Here is a 14,619-nt window from a genome sequence, read left to right as displayed (position 1 = left end):
CACATGAGACCCGGCACCCTCCTCATCGCAGGCGTCCTCGCCACCGCCCTGCTCACCAGCTGCGACCGCAGCACGGACACCGACTGCGAGAGCGCGGCACTCCACCCCTCGCCCGTCGCCCAAGCAGCCCCGGTCGCACCCGACAAGCCCAGACCCCGCCCCAAGACGTCCAAGCCGAAGACCATCAAGCCCAAGACCACGGTCACCCCGAAGCCGAAGCTCAGACACCACGACTTCGACCTCGACACCTGCGACGACGACTGATGGCCGCACTCCTCCGCCTTCCCGGAGGCACTCGAGACGCCACCGAACTCGTCGAAGCCCTCCTCGTAGCCGCCCAGGCCCGCGAGGACACCGCACCCGAACTCGCCGCACGCTGGCGACACCTCGCCCACGACATCGGCGACGGACTCGACGCCCTCCCACCACCACGACAGGAGCACGACCTGTGAAGATCTTCTACGACACCGAATTCATCGACGACGGCCACACCATCGACCTCGTCAGCATCGGCATGGTCCGCGAAGACGGAGCCGAGTTGTACGCCGTCAGCAGCGAGTTCGACGTCCTCAAGCTCCAGGCCAACCCCTGGCTCGTCGAGAACGTCTGGTCCTCCCTCCCCACCTTCAAACACCCCGGTACCCTGCGCTGCCACTGCGGCCCGGGCCACCTCGACCTCAACAGCCCTACTGTCCGGCCCCGCGCGCAGATCGCCAACCTCGTCGAGGACTTCATCCTCACCACCCCCGACCCCCAGCTCTGGGCCTACTACTCCGCGTACGACCACGTCGCCCTCGCACAGCTCTTCGGCCCCATGATCAACCTGCCGCGCGGCATCCCCATGCAAACCGATGACCTGGTCACCCTCGCCAAGCTCGCCGGACTCACCCCCAAGGACCTCCCCAAGCAGACCGACGGCCACCACAACGCCCTCGCCGACGCCCGCCACAACCGCGTCGTGGCCCAGCACATCGACAGCATCACCAACCGCTGACCCACGCCCACAGAGGACAGGGGCCCCACGCAGGGACCCACCTCCGGCCAACACACCGGAGAAACCATGTCCATGATCAAGAACCGCAGGAACCAGGAACCGGAACCGGTTCGCCCCTGGGTCGCGCGCCTGTTCCGCCGCCCGGCGCCCGAGGCCCGGCTACAGCCGCTCCGCAATGGTGAAGCCCTCGCCGCCATCCTCCGGCAGGCCGAGGCGCTCCGCACCGCGAAGAGCAATGCTGAGCGCTGGAAAGGCCACGCCGACTCCTTCGCCAAGGATCTCCGGGCCGCCGTCGACACGCTCGCTGACCGGACCCGCGAGCGGGACGACTCCTACCGCGAGTGCGCGCAACTCCTCGCCTGGATCACCGCCCTCCACCCCGCCAACGCCGTGATCGCCCCGGCACACGACTCCGAGGGCTCGCAGGACTTGTACATCGTGGCCGGCGGCTGGCAGCTGTCCTGGCCGATCCCCGCTCAGGACGCTGACCTGTTCCGGCACGTGGCTGTGGTGGATGTGACGGACCCACGCGCTCAGTGGGACGGGCATGGTCCGGTGCAGCGGGACGAGCGGATCCGAAATCACGTCCGGCTCCTGGTGCTCGACGCCGTCGCTGACGGGTCGCTGACGGGCGTCACGGGCGAGGTGCGCAGTGCCTGAGCCCACCGCCGACCCCCGCGCCCGCAAGCTCGCCGAGACCCGCCTCCGGATTGCTCACGAGCCCTACGGCACCACAGCGTCCTTCGGCCGCCTGCGCCCCGACGAGCAGCATCTGCTCATCGAGGAGGCCGCCACCTGGCTGCGCGCTGCTGTCGAGGCCGGGATCGCCCCGCCCGCCGCGGAGCAGCCGACCGACGAGACGTGCGGGAAGTGCAAGAAGCCGTTCGGCCCGGACGACCGCCGCGTGCGCCGCGGCGACCAGCCGGAGACGGCGTACTGCCGTGCCTGCGTCGACTTCTGCGCCGACACCGAGATCGCCGACCACCGCTGCGTCATCTGCGCGTGACCACGAGATCGGCCGCCCCCGTCGGACTCGGGGGCGGCCCTGGCCACCATCCCACCGCACCACCAGGAGCAGCATGACCCTGTCCATCGCCTTCGTGGACTGCGAGACCACCCACCTGTCCGCCGACATCGGCGAGGCCTGGGAAGTCGCCGTCATCCTCCGCGAGGACAACGACCCCAGCACCGACACCGAGTACCTGTGGGAGTTCTCCATCGACCCGGAGACGGTCGACACCGAGGCCCTGCGCATCGGCCGTTGGCACGACCGTCACCAGCTACCGGCGCGAACTGACCAGGCTGCGTTCACGGGTTCCGTCCCGGCCGTCCCCATGACCAGGGCCGACGCGGTCAAGGCCATCGTGGACGTGCTGCGCGGCGTCGTTCTCGTCGGCAGCAACCCCGCCTTCGACGACCGCTTCCTGCGCAAGCTCGTCGGCCCCGGCAACGCCCAGTGGCACTACCGGCCGTACGACATCGTCCAGCTCGCCGCCGCCAAGATCGGAGCACAGCAGGCCGGCCCGCTCCCCTGGTCGTCGTACGCGCTCTCCCGCGCGGTCGGCATCGAGCCACCCACGGCCGAGGCCGCGCACACCGCGCTCGGCGACGCCCGATGGGCCCGCGACGTCCACGACGCAGCGACCCGCCGACAGCCGTACGAGGTGACCGTGGAGGGACGCGCACAACACGCCATGGGCCTGTACACCAAGACCGCCGTCGAGCTGGAGGACGTCCGCCACAACCTTGGCGTGAACGAGGCCGCCGTACAGCGCGTTTGTGCCCTGCACAGGAAGGCCACCCATGGCGATAACTGCGTACATTGCACCGCCTTCGGCCTTGCGTACGACAACACCTGGCCGTGCGAGACGATCCGCGCTCTTGCAGGCTCGTCGCAGCCCGTCATGACGGGCCAGACCCAGTCCTGTCCCGGGTGCGGGTGTACTGGCCACACAGGCTTCTGCAACGCCTGCGGATGTCTCGACAGCCGCGAGGCCGACGAGAAGACCGTCGCCGTATCGCGCACCGAGCGCTCCCACTGGGGCGACATCGCCGCCGCGCTCAACGCCGCCCACGACGCAGGCATGCCCGTCTCCATCGACCTGGACGGCACCCTCACCGACCTCAACGCCTGGTCCGTCGTCTGGGACCCGGCCACCGAGCGCTGGACGATCGCCGGATACGAGGACGAGGGGGACGTCGACCTGGACGAGGACGACGAGGAGGACAGCGACTCCGACGGCGACGTCTTCGAGCTGATCTCCGAGATCGCCGGACGCCTCACGGACGCCACTAACGAGGGCGAGTACCACGCCGTCGGCCTCATCGCCGACCTCGCCAACGGCCGTACGACGGTCGCCGACGCGCGCACCGAGCTGGCCGAGATCACCTTCCGGCACATCTGATGACCGCCCACCCGCTCGGTGTCGAGGTGGCCTGCGACGGCCCAGACGAGCAGACGGACTGCCCGGCCAGCGCCGCGATTCCCCAAAAGGTCTTCTCTCTGACCGCTTCGGAGGTTCGCGCCGACGGACGCGCCCTCGGGTGGACCCGCCGCCGTCGTGCGAGGCGCGTGGTCGACCTCTGCCCCGCCTGCCAGCCCACCTGACCCTGCCCGGCCGCCCGCGAGCAGTGCGGGCGGCCGGCACCCTCCCATCCCACCACCCAGGAGCACCATGTCCGGCCCACCCTGCGGCAACAACCCGCACTTCCAGATGAGCCCCGGCGACCGCGAGGCCGTCGACGAGTTCCGCGCATACCTCGCCACCCGAGCACAGGAGAAACACATGTCCATGGACGACCGGCCCAAGGCACTCGACGCCCTGCTCGCCCACGTGGCTGACAACCTCCCCGACGAGGAGGCCTCGACCGCCCAGGCCCGCGCCGCCCTCGCACCACTCGAGCAGAAGGTCCGCGAGCTCGAGGCCCAGAAGCGCGCCAAGATCCGCAGCGACGCACTCCTCGAAGGAGCCGACGCCGCGCTCACACTCGACTTCACCCAACTCCGCCGTGGCGAAACGGACTTCGTCAGCTTCGAACACGCCTGGGACCTTGGGACCATCGACGCATCCAACGTCCTGCGCCGCCTGGCCCGGCCCAACGACTTCGACGAGCGGCTGACCAAGCCCGAGGCTCCCGCCGACAGCATCGACCGCGTCCCGATCTCCCGCTCCATCCGCTACATCGTGAGGGGCACCCCGGAGGTGCCGGACGAGTACAACGAGACCCGCACCATCGCCCCCACCGAGATCACACTCACCTACCAGTCCACGGCAGAGAGCCAGCTCGGCCGCATCCACGCCTACGTCAAGGGGTGGTGGATGCACGAAGGGGCCCGCGTCCACGCGGAAGCCGTGGGCCGGCACTTCACCGGCGACCCCGCAGGCTGGCCGGAATGGCTCGCGGCCGAGGCCCGCCAGCACGACCCGGGCACCCCGTCATGACGGGCGTCATCGCCTACCTGGCCTGCGTCATCGTGGTCGCCGCACTCCTCTGCGCCCACCACGACCAAGGCCCCCCGCCCGGCGCCCGCATGCTCGCGCGTGCCCTCCGTGGAGTTCGCCGATGAGCGCCCACCGCCGTACAGCCCGCGCCCTCAGCTTGGGCGCGAGCGGTACGGCGGCCACCACCGCCTACCTCGCCCTCACCCTCCCGTACGCCGCCCTCGCCACCTTGTACGTCACTGCCGTGCTCGCCTGGTTCGCCCGCTCCTACTACCGCGCGCACCACCGGACGCTCGCCGAGGAGGCGTGGGAGGAGGCGTACGTACTCGGGGAGCAGCCTGCTCCGTTGAATCCGTGCTGCGCGCTCGCTCATCACAGCGGGGGCGCGGCACACGACCGGCGGTGTACGGACGAATTCCACCGCCTCACCGCCGACCTCGCCACCGAGCCCTGGAGCAGCACGTGAGCCGAATCCCGCCCGCCCGGACCACGGCCGACCGAGCCCGCGTCCACATCAAGGCCCTCATCGACGAGGCCAAGCACCAGACCGGGAACTCGCCCATGCCCGCCCAGATGTTCTTCTCCGGCATGCTCTCCGGCCTCGCCGCCGCCGTGGAGGTTATCGACGGCGGTACGGCCGAGGGCTCCATGGAGGCGATGGTGCAGCGCCTGTCGGCCACGATTGGGCAGGCGTACCTCGACGGCCAACTCCCGCCCCAGCAGCCAGCGGCCGACACCGACCACCAGCTCTCCCCCGAGGAGGAGAGCTGGGGCGTGCAGGGCTGGATGGCGCTGGACCTCCACCAGGCCCTCGGCTGGTCCCTCAACGGCGTCGAGCACCAGGGCCGGAAGTCGTGGTCGGACTGGTGGGCCGAGCTGCTCGCCGAAGTCCGGATCCTCACACGTACGGATCGGCTCCGCGATGAGCGCACTGACCGGACCATCGGCGAGGAAGGGCCGGCTGCAGAACGTCGTACTGCGGCCCGTGCCAACATCCACAAGCAGCTGGACCGCATCGGCCGTCGCGGCATCATCGGCGCGAGCGCGGCCGAGCTGCTCCGGAACCAGGTCGAGGCCGAGATGCGCGAGGGCGACACCGCTCGCGCCGTCGCGGCCGGGAACCTTCGGCACGTCAAGACGCTCGTGCCCGAGCTGGAGCAGGCCCAGGCCGCCATCGCCCGCGTGCGCCGCCTCAGCGAGATGACCATCGAGCACTCCGTGCGGGTCGACGCGCGGCACCAGGCCCTCGATACCCTCCAGGCCCTCGACGGCGTGTCCAGCCCGGCCGACGCGATGCAGGCTGCCGGTACCCCCGTCATGACGGGCGTCACCGCCGGACTTGCTCGTAGTGGCGGGGCGGACGTGCAACGCGTGACCGCCCTGTACGAGCAGTGGGTGAAAGCCGGGCCGCCACCCCTCGGCGTCTCGGTCTCTCGCTGGTGGGACAGGCGCCTCGTCGAACTCCGTACGGCCGTCCTTGGAGACGATGCCGAGCAGCAGACGTGCGGGCCGGAGTGCTCGGAGATGCACACCGAGACCGGACGCTGCGAGATCGCGAAAGGACGCCGATCATGACGATCGCTGTGGACTTCGACGGCGTGATCCATCAGTACAGCCGCGGGTGGACGGACGGTACGATCTACGACCCGCCCATGCCCGGCGCCCTCGACGGCCTGCGCCAACTCATGGCCCAGGACGCCGTATTCATCTTCACCAGCCGCAACACCGAGCAGGTCGCCGACTGGCTCTTTGAGCGCGGCGAGTTCAGCGTCACGTGGGAGCCGCCCGGCGAGGTCGTCTGCGAGTTCTGGAACGACCGGAGCCGCATCCTCGTCACCAACCGGAAGCTGCCCGCCACCGCGTACCTCGACGACCGGGCCGTTCGCTTCACCGACTGGGACCAGGCCCTCACCGACCTCGCCCGCTGAGCATGCGGAAGGGGCGCGCTTCACGTCTCGCCAGACCAGCGCGCCCCCGGCAGTGATCACCGTAACCCGAGAACCCCAGGAGTCACGATGACCACCGCCAACCACCTCCACCACGTCATCAACCACTGGACCGACCTCCAGCAAGCCCTCGGGACCAACCGGGCCGACACCTGGCCCCCCGTCATGGGCATCGCCCGCCTCCACGAGCACCTCCGCGCCGACGACGACGCCCGCGAACTCCGCGCCCTCGAGCGCTCCCCCGACCAGATCGGCGCCACCGCCGCACCCCTCCGCATCGCCATCCTCGACACCATGACCGCCATCGATCGCCGCCTGGTCGACGGCGCCGACGTCATCGCCGACCACGTCCAACGACCGGCCGCGTCCAGTAAGCCGCGGTGCGCCGGTCCCGGAGACGACATCGCCCTCGCCCTGCGCACCCTGGTCCTCAAGGACGAGGTCGACGCCCGCCGCTGGTCCTTCACCGACCCCCGGCGGAGGACAGCGCCCTTCGCCGCAGCATGGCTACTTGCCCGTCATGACGGGGCGCCCGGGCCCTTCACCAAGCTCACCCCGCTCCACCTGGACGCCATCGCCACGGCCGCCCGATGGGCCGCCGCCCAGATCGATCAGGCCCTGGAGATGACCCGCCGTACTCAAGTCCTCGAGCGGCCGTGCCCGCACTGCCGAGGAGTCCTGCGCATCGAAGGCGGCGACGGCCAGGACCCCGCCGTACGATGCCGCGGCTGCGGCCGGACATGGACCGGCACTTCTGCGGCCTGACGGAGCGTGACGGGCGTCATCCCACCCAGCCGACACCCACGATGTCGATCCCGTCCAAGGCCGCGCTGAACGCGATCCACGACCGGGGCCCGAAACGCTCGGCGATCTCCCACCCGCCGGGCGCCGGCCACGCTTCCCGCGCGACCAGGGCCGCCGCGATCAGCTCCATCACCTCGCGGCAGCCCTCCTCCGGGAGACCAGCCAACGTCTCCTCGACCCGGAGCCACAGCTCCACCCTGTACGACACCGCGCACCCCCGTGCTCGTGATCAACGGAGGCAGCACCGTACGACGGTCACGCGATCCGCGTGCGAGCCTGTGGATAACGTCCTTTGTGATCCACAGGGATGGTCCCGTAAGGCCAGTTCAGACGGCATGTGAGCCCTTGTGGATAGATCAGCCGTTCGACTACGGGGCCCACTGATCCGGGCCACCACCACGCCACTCGATCCACGGCACCTCCGGCACATCGGCCGGGTCGATCTCCAGGCCAGCCCGCCTAAGGAACTCGGCGACGTCGACCAGACCGTAAGCCAGGCCCAGAATCTCGCCATCCACACGCACTCGCCGACCGCCCGTCAGCGACGGCGGATGCACGACCACACGAATCGTTCCGGCCATGCCCTCAGGATCATCCGGGCAGTACGCACCCGCACCCTGACCGGTCATTCGACAATGGCCGCACGATAGGGACTTTCGCAGGTCAGGCATCCAAATGCGCTGACTGGCGGAGAGGGAGGAAGGCAGTAACACTCGTAATCATGGACGCAGGAATCGCAGGCATCCTTGGCGCTATTGCCGGGGCAGCAGGGGCAACGGCGACCGCTGCCATTGCTGGCTTCTACGGTCTCGCACAGGCTCGCCTTGAAGTACGGGCCGAGCACGAAAGAATCGTCCGCGAAACGCGAAGAGGTGCCTACGCAAATCTAGCGGAAGCACTTTCTAAGGCGAATGATGCGCTACAAGAATCCGAATACACAGCTCGCGCCTGCAGACAAATAGACCAGGCCCACCGACGAGAGCTGATCGAGAGCTCAATGGAGAAGCTTCTCGAAGCGGATACCCCCTACGGAGCGTTGTCGGCACACCAAGCGCTGGTCAGTGTCGAAGGCCCGCCACCGATCAGACTTGCTGCTTCGAATGCCACGAACTCAACAGCGCAGTACCGGCTTTCAATTACGAAGCTCCAGACGGCTCTCCAGAAGAGTGAACCTTTTGAGGGCGCAGTTGCTGCGGCTTTGAAGAATCGTCTCGCGGCCATCGAAGCTGCGTACAAATTCGAGACCATCGCCGCCGATGAGCTTGCCAAAATCACCGAGAGGGCTGTGGCGTAACATCACAGACCGCGCTATCTTCATACCTGGCAGATGCCCCCCGTAGGGCGTCACCTCCAACGAAGCGAGCCCCAGCACGGAGACTCGAACTCTCCCGCCGGGGCTCTGACCAACGGAGAGTGACCTCCTATGGCTGAGCTGCACCCTAGTGCGCGCACCCGCCCCAGCACCATCCACCCACGCGCTGTCACGGCCCTCGCGGTCACCGCAGCAATCCTGATCTTCCTCCTCACCGGCGTCTCCCTCTGGCTCTCCTACGAGCACCTCCACGACGTCGGCGCCCGCCACGGATTCGCCAGCGACCCCATCCGCGCCTGGGCCTGGCCCGCCACCCTCGATCTCTTCTACGCCGCCGGCGAAGTCCTCATCCTCCGCGCCGCCCTCGCCCGCCGCCTCGACTGGTGGGCAATCTGCCTAGTCGTCTTCGGCGCCGGCGGATCAATCGCCCTGAACATCGCGGGCGTCGGCGAAGGAGCCCAGGCGCTGGACTACGTGGTCGCGGCCGTCCCGCCCGTCGCCTCACTCTTGGCGTTCGGCGCCCTCATGAACCAGCTCTACCGACTCCTCGTCACGGTCGACGACGCTGAGATGACGCCCGTCACCGACGACCAGGAGCCGGAGCAGCAGCCCGTGACGGCCCCCGTCATCCCTCCCGCGCCCACCGAGGCACCCTCGCCCTCGGCCGTACCGCACCCGCCGGCTATCCCCGTCGACGTGCGCCCGCTGCCGATCGTGCCCCGCCCGGCCCCCACACCCGCGCTGCAGGCACCCGCACCGATCGCATACAACGACCCGCGCTGCGCCGTGATCCGTTCGCTGTACGACACCGTGCCGCCAACCCGCCCAGGCACCAAGACGATCAGGCTCGCCCTCGTTTCCGCAGGGTTCGAGGCCCCGTCCGACGGATCCATCCGGGGCCAGCTCCGAGCCGAGGTGGAATCGCGCGAGCCACACCTCGCCCAGCTCCCGCCCGCGCCCGTAGCCATCGGCGCGTAGCCGCTACTTGCCATGGCCGTCGTATTCGGCGTGCTCTGTGCTGCGTGCGCGCTCCTCGCGCTCGCCGGTCTGGCCCTCCTGGCCCTCCCCGACGTCCCCAAGATCTCCGGGACCGTCGCGCTCATCCTCACCATCGCGGCGCTCGCCGTCGCCATCCTCCACTGAGGACCCATGCCGTACGACATCCCGATGCCCCCACTCGACATCGCCACCTACGGACTCGTCTCCCTCGGCGGCGTCACCACCGGACTCTCCCTATTCGCCTGGGACTTCACCCGCTGGTGGACGAGCCACAAAAAGCGGCTCACCCTGAAAGCCCTCCAGGCCCTGCTCCCCCAGATCCTGTGCCTGGCGTACGGAGCGCTCCTGGTCCTGTCCGTCGGCGGGATCATCGGTGCCATCGCCGACTGGTCCCTGTGGGGCACGAACCAGGTCGGCCGCGTCGTCCTCATCTACGGCCTCGGCGCATCGACTCCGAACGTGACGAGGTCCAGTCAGCTCGCACTCACCCCCGGCGGACACGCCGCGGTCATCATCATCACCGTCGTCACCATCGCGGTCTGCACCAGGCGCGGCTTCCGCTGGGACTACGTCCGGCAGATCTTCGCTGGGATCAGCCTGGGTCTGGCGTCGAACGTCGCCGGGATCGTGGGTTTCATCGTCGCGCCGACGGTGTCGTGGGTCGGCGACTACGTGGCAGGGATCCTGTGAAGCGCCGCCCGGAGGATGACGAGCTCCTCGAGGAGCAGACCGAGGCGGAGGAGGGGGAGCGCGATGAGCCGATCGGTCGCGGCCCCCTCGTGGCCCTGATCGTGGTCGGCATGCTGATCGCATGGCGTGTGGTCGTCGTCTTCCCTTGGATCGCGTACGTCGTCGTCGGGATCCTCGGCACACTGGGCTGGCATAAGGTCCAGGCCTGGCGCGAGGGGCGCAGCGAGGCCGCCGGAGGCGACGGAGAGGCTGAGCAGCCGGACGTCCTGGAGGCGCTGCGGCGTCTCGTCAGGGACGACAAAGGTGTCCTCCTCACCGTTCTACGCGACGACTTGGGACTCCCCGACACGAAGGCTGTCAAGGCTCTCCTGGAGGCCGAGGGCATCCCTTGGAAGGCCAGCCGTACGCGGGAGGGGAATGGGCCGGCTGTACGTGCTGAGTCCATCCCGCCCGTGCCCTCCCCCGTCGCGGACCCTCATGGGGGCGGTTGTTGTTGCAGGTCAAGCGGCAACAGCAACGGCAACAGCGGCGCCGGGGAGGGGTCGGAAGAGGGGTTGCGTGTAGATCGCACGGACACCGGCTTGACGATCCACAAGATCAAGAGGCGGCCCTTCGGCCACTCCGGCAACGGGCAGGTGAGTGGCCGATGATCTGCCGCTTCCTCGCCGCCGCCTACGACTACTGCGCCACCTGTGGCTGGTGGACCAAGGACTGCGGCCACTGACCCTCTCCACCCTGGGCCCCGTCGCGGAGATTCCCTCCCGAGACGGGGCCCCGTGCGTCACCATGGGCTATGCCGACCTGCATCCGGGCCTCCGGGGAAGACAAGAACATGACGCTGGACGAGCTCGCGGCCTTCGTCGAGGACGCGCGAAAGGCCGGCGTCCCCGGCGACCGGAACATCCGCGCAGACCTGTCGACCAGCGGAAAGATCAAGATGGTCGAGGCCGCGATCAGCGACGATGGTGACTGACGTCAAACGGCTAGCAGTCGTCCGTGACCAAGACGTTTGAAGTACGAGTCGCCCAACTTCAACAGGGCTGAGCAAAGTTCGTTCGACCATGCCCGCGATCAAGTTCTCAAATCATGAGTCGAGAACTTACGAGGAGTAGAGCTATCATTTGATTTAACCGACGCGGTCAAGTTAACCGCGCGGGCGGAGGACCGGCCCTGGTTGCCGCCAGAGCCAGGCCCTCCTACGCAGTTCAGGAGCCCGGTCGCTTTTCTAGAGACCGGGCTCGCTGTGTGTCCAGCGTGCCGATCCCGACCGTGACCCCTCCCAGCCTCACCTGGCCAGGTAGAACTGCGCCCCGCAGGCGATGACGCTCACGAACAGTCCGATCGCGGCGACGGCGAACGACCATCTCTGATGATCTGTCCACCGACGGCTCTTTTCGGGCTCGGTACACATCGTCGCTGACCTCCCTCCTCCTCGCCGACCCGCCAGTTGCGAGCCGGGCACAGGAGTCCCCCTCAGACTTAAATACGAGGAGTAGCTCGGTCCGCCTTAAAGCATACCGGTACCGCTGACACCCAAGACCAAATGTCAAGTCACCGCAGGTCAGAGGAGTATGGCTGATCGTCAAACCGCCACGTCCAGCGAAGAGGTCCACAATCGGGGGCCCAATTTCGGGTGATTCCCCGATCCGTCATGACGGCTCTGACGGCCGTCACGGGCGAACGCAGCGTCACAGAACGGACACAACCACACAGCAGCCCCGCAGTGGCCGCGATGATGCCCCCTCAGCAACCGTGTCCAGGGGGAACCATGCGTATCCGCACCACCGCCGTCACCATCGCCGCGCTCGCGTGCGCGCTCACTGCGTGTTCCAGCACCACGAGCAGCGACAAGACGGACTCGAAGCCCGCCACGACGGCGACCAAGAAGGCGATCACCCAGGAGCAGAAGGACGAGGCCCTCGCTGCGGCCGGCATCCCGAAGGAGCCGACCGGCGCCGACCGCCAGGCCCTCCTCGACACCCTCGCCGCCGTCGCGCCAAACGTCGTGAAGTACGAGGACAAGGCGGTCGACGCCGCGCGCAACCAGTGCTCCGCGCTCACCGGCGGGGCGGGCAAGCTGGACTGGCTGGCGTCGCAGCGCTTCACGTACAAGGACGTGACCACGACCGAGGCGCAGGGCGCGAAGCTCAACGCGGCGCTGAAAAAGTCCGGCTTCTGCAAGGTCTGACCGCGCGTGACGTAGTTGCATTCCGGGACACCGTGATCCATCCTGGGCGCAAGTCCGGCGTGCCCGGACACACATACTCCTAAAAAATCACCAGCGCCCTCGAGCGCACCAGGAGGCCCGCCACCGCGCGGGCCTCCGCCATGTCCAGGGGGTGACCGCCCATGGGCACCGCCAAGCCGGTCACCGACGAAGAACGCGAACGCGTCCGCCAACTCCACGCCGAGGGCAAGGGCCGCAACGAGATCGCCGAAATCCTCGGACGCGGCGGCCGCACCATCAGCACCATCGCCAAGAGCCTCGGCCTCTCCTTCTCCCGGGCCGCCGAAGTCCAGCAAGCCACCGAGATCCGGAAAGCCGACCTCGCCGACCGCCGCGCAGCCCTCGCCCAACGCCTCCAGGACGTCGCCGAACGCGAGCTGGAGAAGGTCAACGCCCCACACACCTACTTCGACTGGGGCGGCAAGGACCACGACTTCGACACGTACGACGCTCCCGAGCCGACTCCATCCGACAAGCGGGCGCTCCTCGGCGTCGTGGCCACCGCCGTGGACCGGTCGCTGAAGCTCGCACCGCCGGAGCAGGACACCGAGGGCCTGGCCGCCGTCGACGCCTGGCTGAAGGGGATGATGGGCGGCACCTGAGGGGGCGAGCATGTACGACGCCCTCGTGGGCAAGCAGCTCCGCTCCACCCAGCTCGCCACCGCCCGCGGAAATCTGTGGGAAGGCGCCGTCCGCTCCTCGAAGACGATCAGCTCGATCATGGTGTGGCTGCGCTACATCCGTACCGGCCCCCCGGGCGCGCTCCTCATGGTCGGCAAGACCGAGCGCACCCTGAAGCGCAACATCATCGACGTCATCGTGCAGATGGTCGGTGGAAAGCGCTGCAAGTACAAGGCCGGTGTCGGTGAGGTCGTCATCTTCGGCCGCACCATCTACGTGGCCGGCGCGAACGACGAACGGGCCGCCGACAAGATCAAGGGCCTCACGCTCGCGGGCGCCTACATGGACGAGGTCACGACCTTCCCCGAGTCCTTCTTCTCGATGCTCGGCACCCGCCTCAGCGTCGAGGGCGCGCAGTGGTTCGGGACCACGAACCCCGAGGGCCCGAACCACTGGTTGAAGAAGAAGTTCCTCGACCGCGCGCGCCTGCACATCCAGCGCGACGGTTCCGAGGTGGTGTCGGAGGACTCGAAGGCTCTCGACCTCCACCGGTTCTCCTTCAGCCTCCACGACAACCCGTACCTGCCGCCGGCCTACGTCGCCAACCTCAAGATCGAATACCAGGGACTCTTCTACCGGCGGTTCGTCCTCGGCGAATGGTGCCTGGCCGAGGGCGTCGTCTACGACATGTTCGACGAGGCCAAGCACGTCGTCGACATGATCCCGGACATCCGGCACTGGATGTGCGTGGGGCTGGACTACGGCACGATCAACCCCTTCTCCGCGGTCCTCCTGGGCGTGGGGACGGACGACCGGTTGTACGTCGCCTCCGAGTACCGGCACGACTCCCGCGTCGAGCGCCGCCAACTGACGGACGCCCAGTACAGCGTGGCCGTACGGAAGTGGCTGGCCGAGTTCCGGCACCGGGGGCAGCAAGGCGTACAGCCACAGTGGATCTTCGTTGACCCGAGCGCCGCGAGCTTCATGACGCAGCTCTGGTCAGACGGCGTGCAGGGCGTGGCGAGGGCCAACAACGAGGTCAAGGACGGCATCCGCAGCGTAAGCGTGGCGCTCGGCTCCGACCTGCTGTACGTCCACCGATCCTGTGCTGGCCTGCTCGCCGAGCTGCCGTCGTACGCCTGGGACGAGAAGGCCGCGAAGGCCGGCGAGGACGCCCCCATGAAGGTCGACGACCACTCGGTGGACGCCCTGAGGTACGGCCTGCACTCCACCGCGCACGAGTGGCGCCACCTCGTCCGAGCAAACCTGGAGGTAGCAGCGTGACGGTCCGCCTCGGCCCGGTCCCGGGCTTCCCCCGCTGGACGGGCGTCAAGGCCGTCATGACGGGCCCGACAGGCATCTGTGACGGGGCAATCGTGATGAACGTCAAGGTGAGAGTGACCAAGCGCGCCCGAGTATGGGCCCGGTGGCGCGCGTGCAGGAAGGGAGTCCCCGGTGCCGCTCCCTGAGAAGTCCATCCCGTGGCCGCCGATCGACCCTGCGGTCATGAGCGACATGGAGGACTGGTCCGCTTGGTTCTCCGCGTCCCCGGAGCGCCTGTCGTACCGGTACCTCAACCGGCA

General features: G+C 68.5%; 22 protein-coding genes. 20 read left to right on the top strand and 2 right to left on the bottom strand.

The features are described from left to right. Positions 1-3: 3 nt before the first annotated feature. The 11 genes from ABZ855_RS00965 (at position 4) to ABZ855_RS00915 (ending at position 7,148) form a co-directional block, all read left to right on the top strand. Positions 4-264 carry a hypothetical protein gene (locus tag ABZ855_RS00965; RefSeq protein WP_360798807.1) on the top strand — a complete coding sequence of 87 codons (261 nt, stop codon included), beginning with the start codon at positions 4-6 and terminating at the stop codon, positions 262-264. Next, the gene (locus ABZ855_RS00960) at positions 264-452 is read left to right on the top strand and encodes a hypothetical protein (RefSeq protein ID WP_360798804.1); all 189 of its coding nucleotides are present in this window, start codon (positions 264-266) and stop codon (positions 450-452) included. Before ABZ855_RS00965 ends, ABZ855_RS00960 begins: the two co-directional genes overlap by 1 nt. Continuing rightward, positions 449-994: a 3'-5' exoribonuclease gene (locus tag ABZ855_RS00955; RefSeq protein ID WP_360798801.1), complete on the top strand. Its 546-nt coding sequence runs from the start codon at positions 449-451 to the stop codon at positions 992-994. Before ABZ855_RS00960 ends, ABZ855_RS00955 begins: the two co-directional genes overlap by 4 nt. Positions 995-1,060: 66 nt before the next feature. Further along, a complete protein-coding gene (locus ABZ855_RS00950; RefSeq protein ID WP_360798798.1) occupies positions 1,061-1,654 on the top strand; it encodes a hypothetical protein in 594 nt (197 codons plus the stop codon). Then, the gene (locus tag ABZ855_RS00945) at positions 1,647-2,000 is read left to right on the top strand and encodes a hypothetical protein (RefSeq protein WP_360798795.1); all 354 of its coding nucleotides are present in this window, start codon (positions 1,647-1,649) and stop codon (positions 1,998-2,000) included. The genes ABZ855_RS00950 and ABZ855_RS00945 overlap by 8 nt, the downstream gene beginning before the upstream one ends. Before the next feature lie 73 nt (positions 2,001-2,073). Next, positions 2,074-3,399 carry a hypothetical protein gene (locus tag ABZ855_RS00940; protein WP_360798792.1) on the top strand — a complete coding sequence of 442 codons (1,326 nt, stop codon included), beginning with the start codon at positions 2,074-2,076 and terminating at the stop codon, positions 3,397-3,399. Between the two features lie 270 nt (positions 3,400-3,669). After that, positions 3,670-4,437, top strand: a complete 768-nt coding sequence (locus tag ABZ855_RS00935; RefSeq protein ID WP_360798789.1) for a hypothetical protein — start codon at positions 3,670-3,672, stop codon at positions 4,435-4,437. 121 nt (positions 4,438-4,558) lie between these two features. Continuing rightward, the gene (locus tag ABZ855_RS00930) at positions 4,559-4,903 is read left to right on the top strand and encodes a hypothetical protein (protein ID WP_360798786.1); all 345 of its coding nucleotides are present in this window, start codon (positions 4,559-4,561) and stop codon (positions 4,901-4,903) included. Then, positions 4,900-6,012: a hypothetical protein gene (locus tag ABZ855_RS00925; RefSeq protein ID WP_360798783.1), complete on the top strand. Its 1,113-nt coding sequence runs from the start codon at positions 4,900-4,902 to the stop codon at positions 6,010-6,012. Before ABZ855_RS00930 ends, ABZ855_RS00925 begins: the two co-directional genes overlap by 4 nt. Beyond that, positions 6,009-6,365: a hypothetical protein gene (locus ABZ855_RS00920; RefSeq protein ID WP_360798780.1), complete on the top strand. Its 357-nt coding sequence runs from the start codon at positions 6,009-6,011 to the stop codon at positions 6,363-6,365. Before ABZ855_RS00925 ends, ABZ855_RS00920 begins: the two co-directional genes overlap by 4 nt. An 87-nt stretch (positions 6,366-6,452) precedes the next feature. Continuing rightward, entirely contained in the window at positions 6,453-7,148 is a 696-nt protein-coding gene (locus ABZ855_RS00915; protein ID WP_360798777.1) for a hypothetical protein, read from the top strand. A gap of 16 nt (positions 7,149-7,164) precedes the next feature. Here the strand turns inward: ABZ855_RS00915 and ABZ855_RS00910 are convergent, their stop codons facing one another. Both ABZ855_RS00910 and ABZ855_RS00905 read right to left on the bottom strand, forming a co-directional pair. Continuing rightward, a complete protein-coding gene (locus ABZ855_RS00910) occupies positions 7,165-7,395 on the bottom strand; it encodes a hypothetical protein (RefSeq protein WP_360798774.1) in 231 nt (76 codons plus the stop codon). Between the two features lie 160 nt (positions 7,396-7,555). Next, entirely contained in the window at positions 7,556-7,768 is a 213-nt protein-coding gene (locus ABZ855_RS00905; protein WP_360798771.1) for a hypothetical protein, read from the bottom strand. A 140-nt stretch (positions 7,769-7,908) separates the two neighbouring features. Here ABZ855_RS00905 and ABZ855_RS00900 point away from each other — a divergent pair, with 140 nt between their 5' ends. From ABZ855_RS00900 to ABZ855_RS00860, 9 genes are all read left to right on the top strand, one after another. Continuing rightward, positions 7,909-8,481, top strand: a complete 573-nt coding sequence (locus ABZ855_RS00900) for a hypothetical protein (RefSeq protein WP_360798768.1) — start codon at positions 7,909-7,911, stop codon at positions 8,479-8,481. A 129-nt stretch (positions 8,482-8,610) separates the two neighbouring features. Continuing rightward, complete coding sequence (locus ABZ855_RS00895) at positions 8,611-9,477, top strand: DUF2637 domain-containing protein (protein WP_360798765.1); 867 nt, start codon at positions 8,611-8,613, stop codon at positions 9,475-9,477. Positions 9,478-9,489: 12 nt separating this feature from the next. Further along, positions 9,490-9,642 (top strand): hypothetical protein, encoded by a 153-nt coding sequence (locus ABZ855_RS00890; RefSeq protein ID WP_360798762.1) that lies wholly within the window; start codon positions 9,490-9,492, stop codon positions 9,640-9,642. 6 nt (positions 9,643-9,648) lie between these two features. After that, positions 9,649-10,188 (top strand): hypothetical protein, encoded by a 540-nt coding sequence (locus tag ABZ855_RS00885; protein WP_360798759.1) that lies wholly within the window; start codon positions 9,649-9,651, stop codon positions 10,186-10,188. Next, on the top strand, positions 10,185-10,838 hold the full coding sequence (locus tag ABZ855_RS00880) for a hypothetical protein (protein ID WP_360798756.1): 654 nt from the start codon (positions 10,185-10,187) through the stop codon (positions 10,836-10,838). The genes ABZ855_RS00885 and ABZ855_RS00880 overlap by 4 nt, the downstream gene beginning before the upstream one ends. 182 nt (positions 10,839-11,020) lie before the next feature. Next, positions 11,021-11,161, top strand: coding sequence for a hypothetical protein (locus tag ABZ855_RS00875; RefSeq protein WP_360798753.1), 141 nt, complete (start codon positions 11,021-11,023; stop codon positions 11,159-11,161). Positions 11,162-11,956: 795 nt separating this feature from the next. Further along, on the top strand, positions 11,957-12,376 hold the full coding sequence (locus ABZ855_RS00870; protein ID WP_360798750.1) for a hypothetical protein: 420 nt from the start codon (positions 11,957-11,959) through the stop codon (positions 12,374-12,376). A gap of 161 nt (positions 12,377-12,537) precedes the next feature. Then, positions 12,538-13,017 (top strand): helix-turn-helix domain-containing protein, encoded by a 480-nt coding sequence (locus ABZ855_RS00865; RefSeq protein ID WP_360798747.1) that lies wholly within the window; start codon positions 12,538-12,540, stop codon positions 13,015-13,017. Positions 13,018-13,027: 10 nt separating this feature from the next. Next, positions 13,028-14,320: a PBSX family phage terminase large subunit gene (locus ABZ855_RS00860; RefSeq protein ID WP_360798744.1), complete on the top strand. Its 1,293-nt coding sequence runs from the start codon at positions 13,028-13,030 to the stop codon at positions 14,318-14,320. The last annotated feature ends 299 nt before the right edge of the window (positions 14,321-14,619 follow it).

The sequence above is a fragment of the Streptomyces sp. NPDC047042 genome (genome assembly GCF_040644035.1).
Lineage (GTDB): Bacteria > Actinomycetota > Actinomycetes > Streptomycetales > Streptomycetaceae > Streptomyces.
The sequence above is the reverse complement of the archived record's forward strand: the minus strand, read 5'-3'. Positions and strand labels throughout refer to the sequence as shown.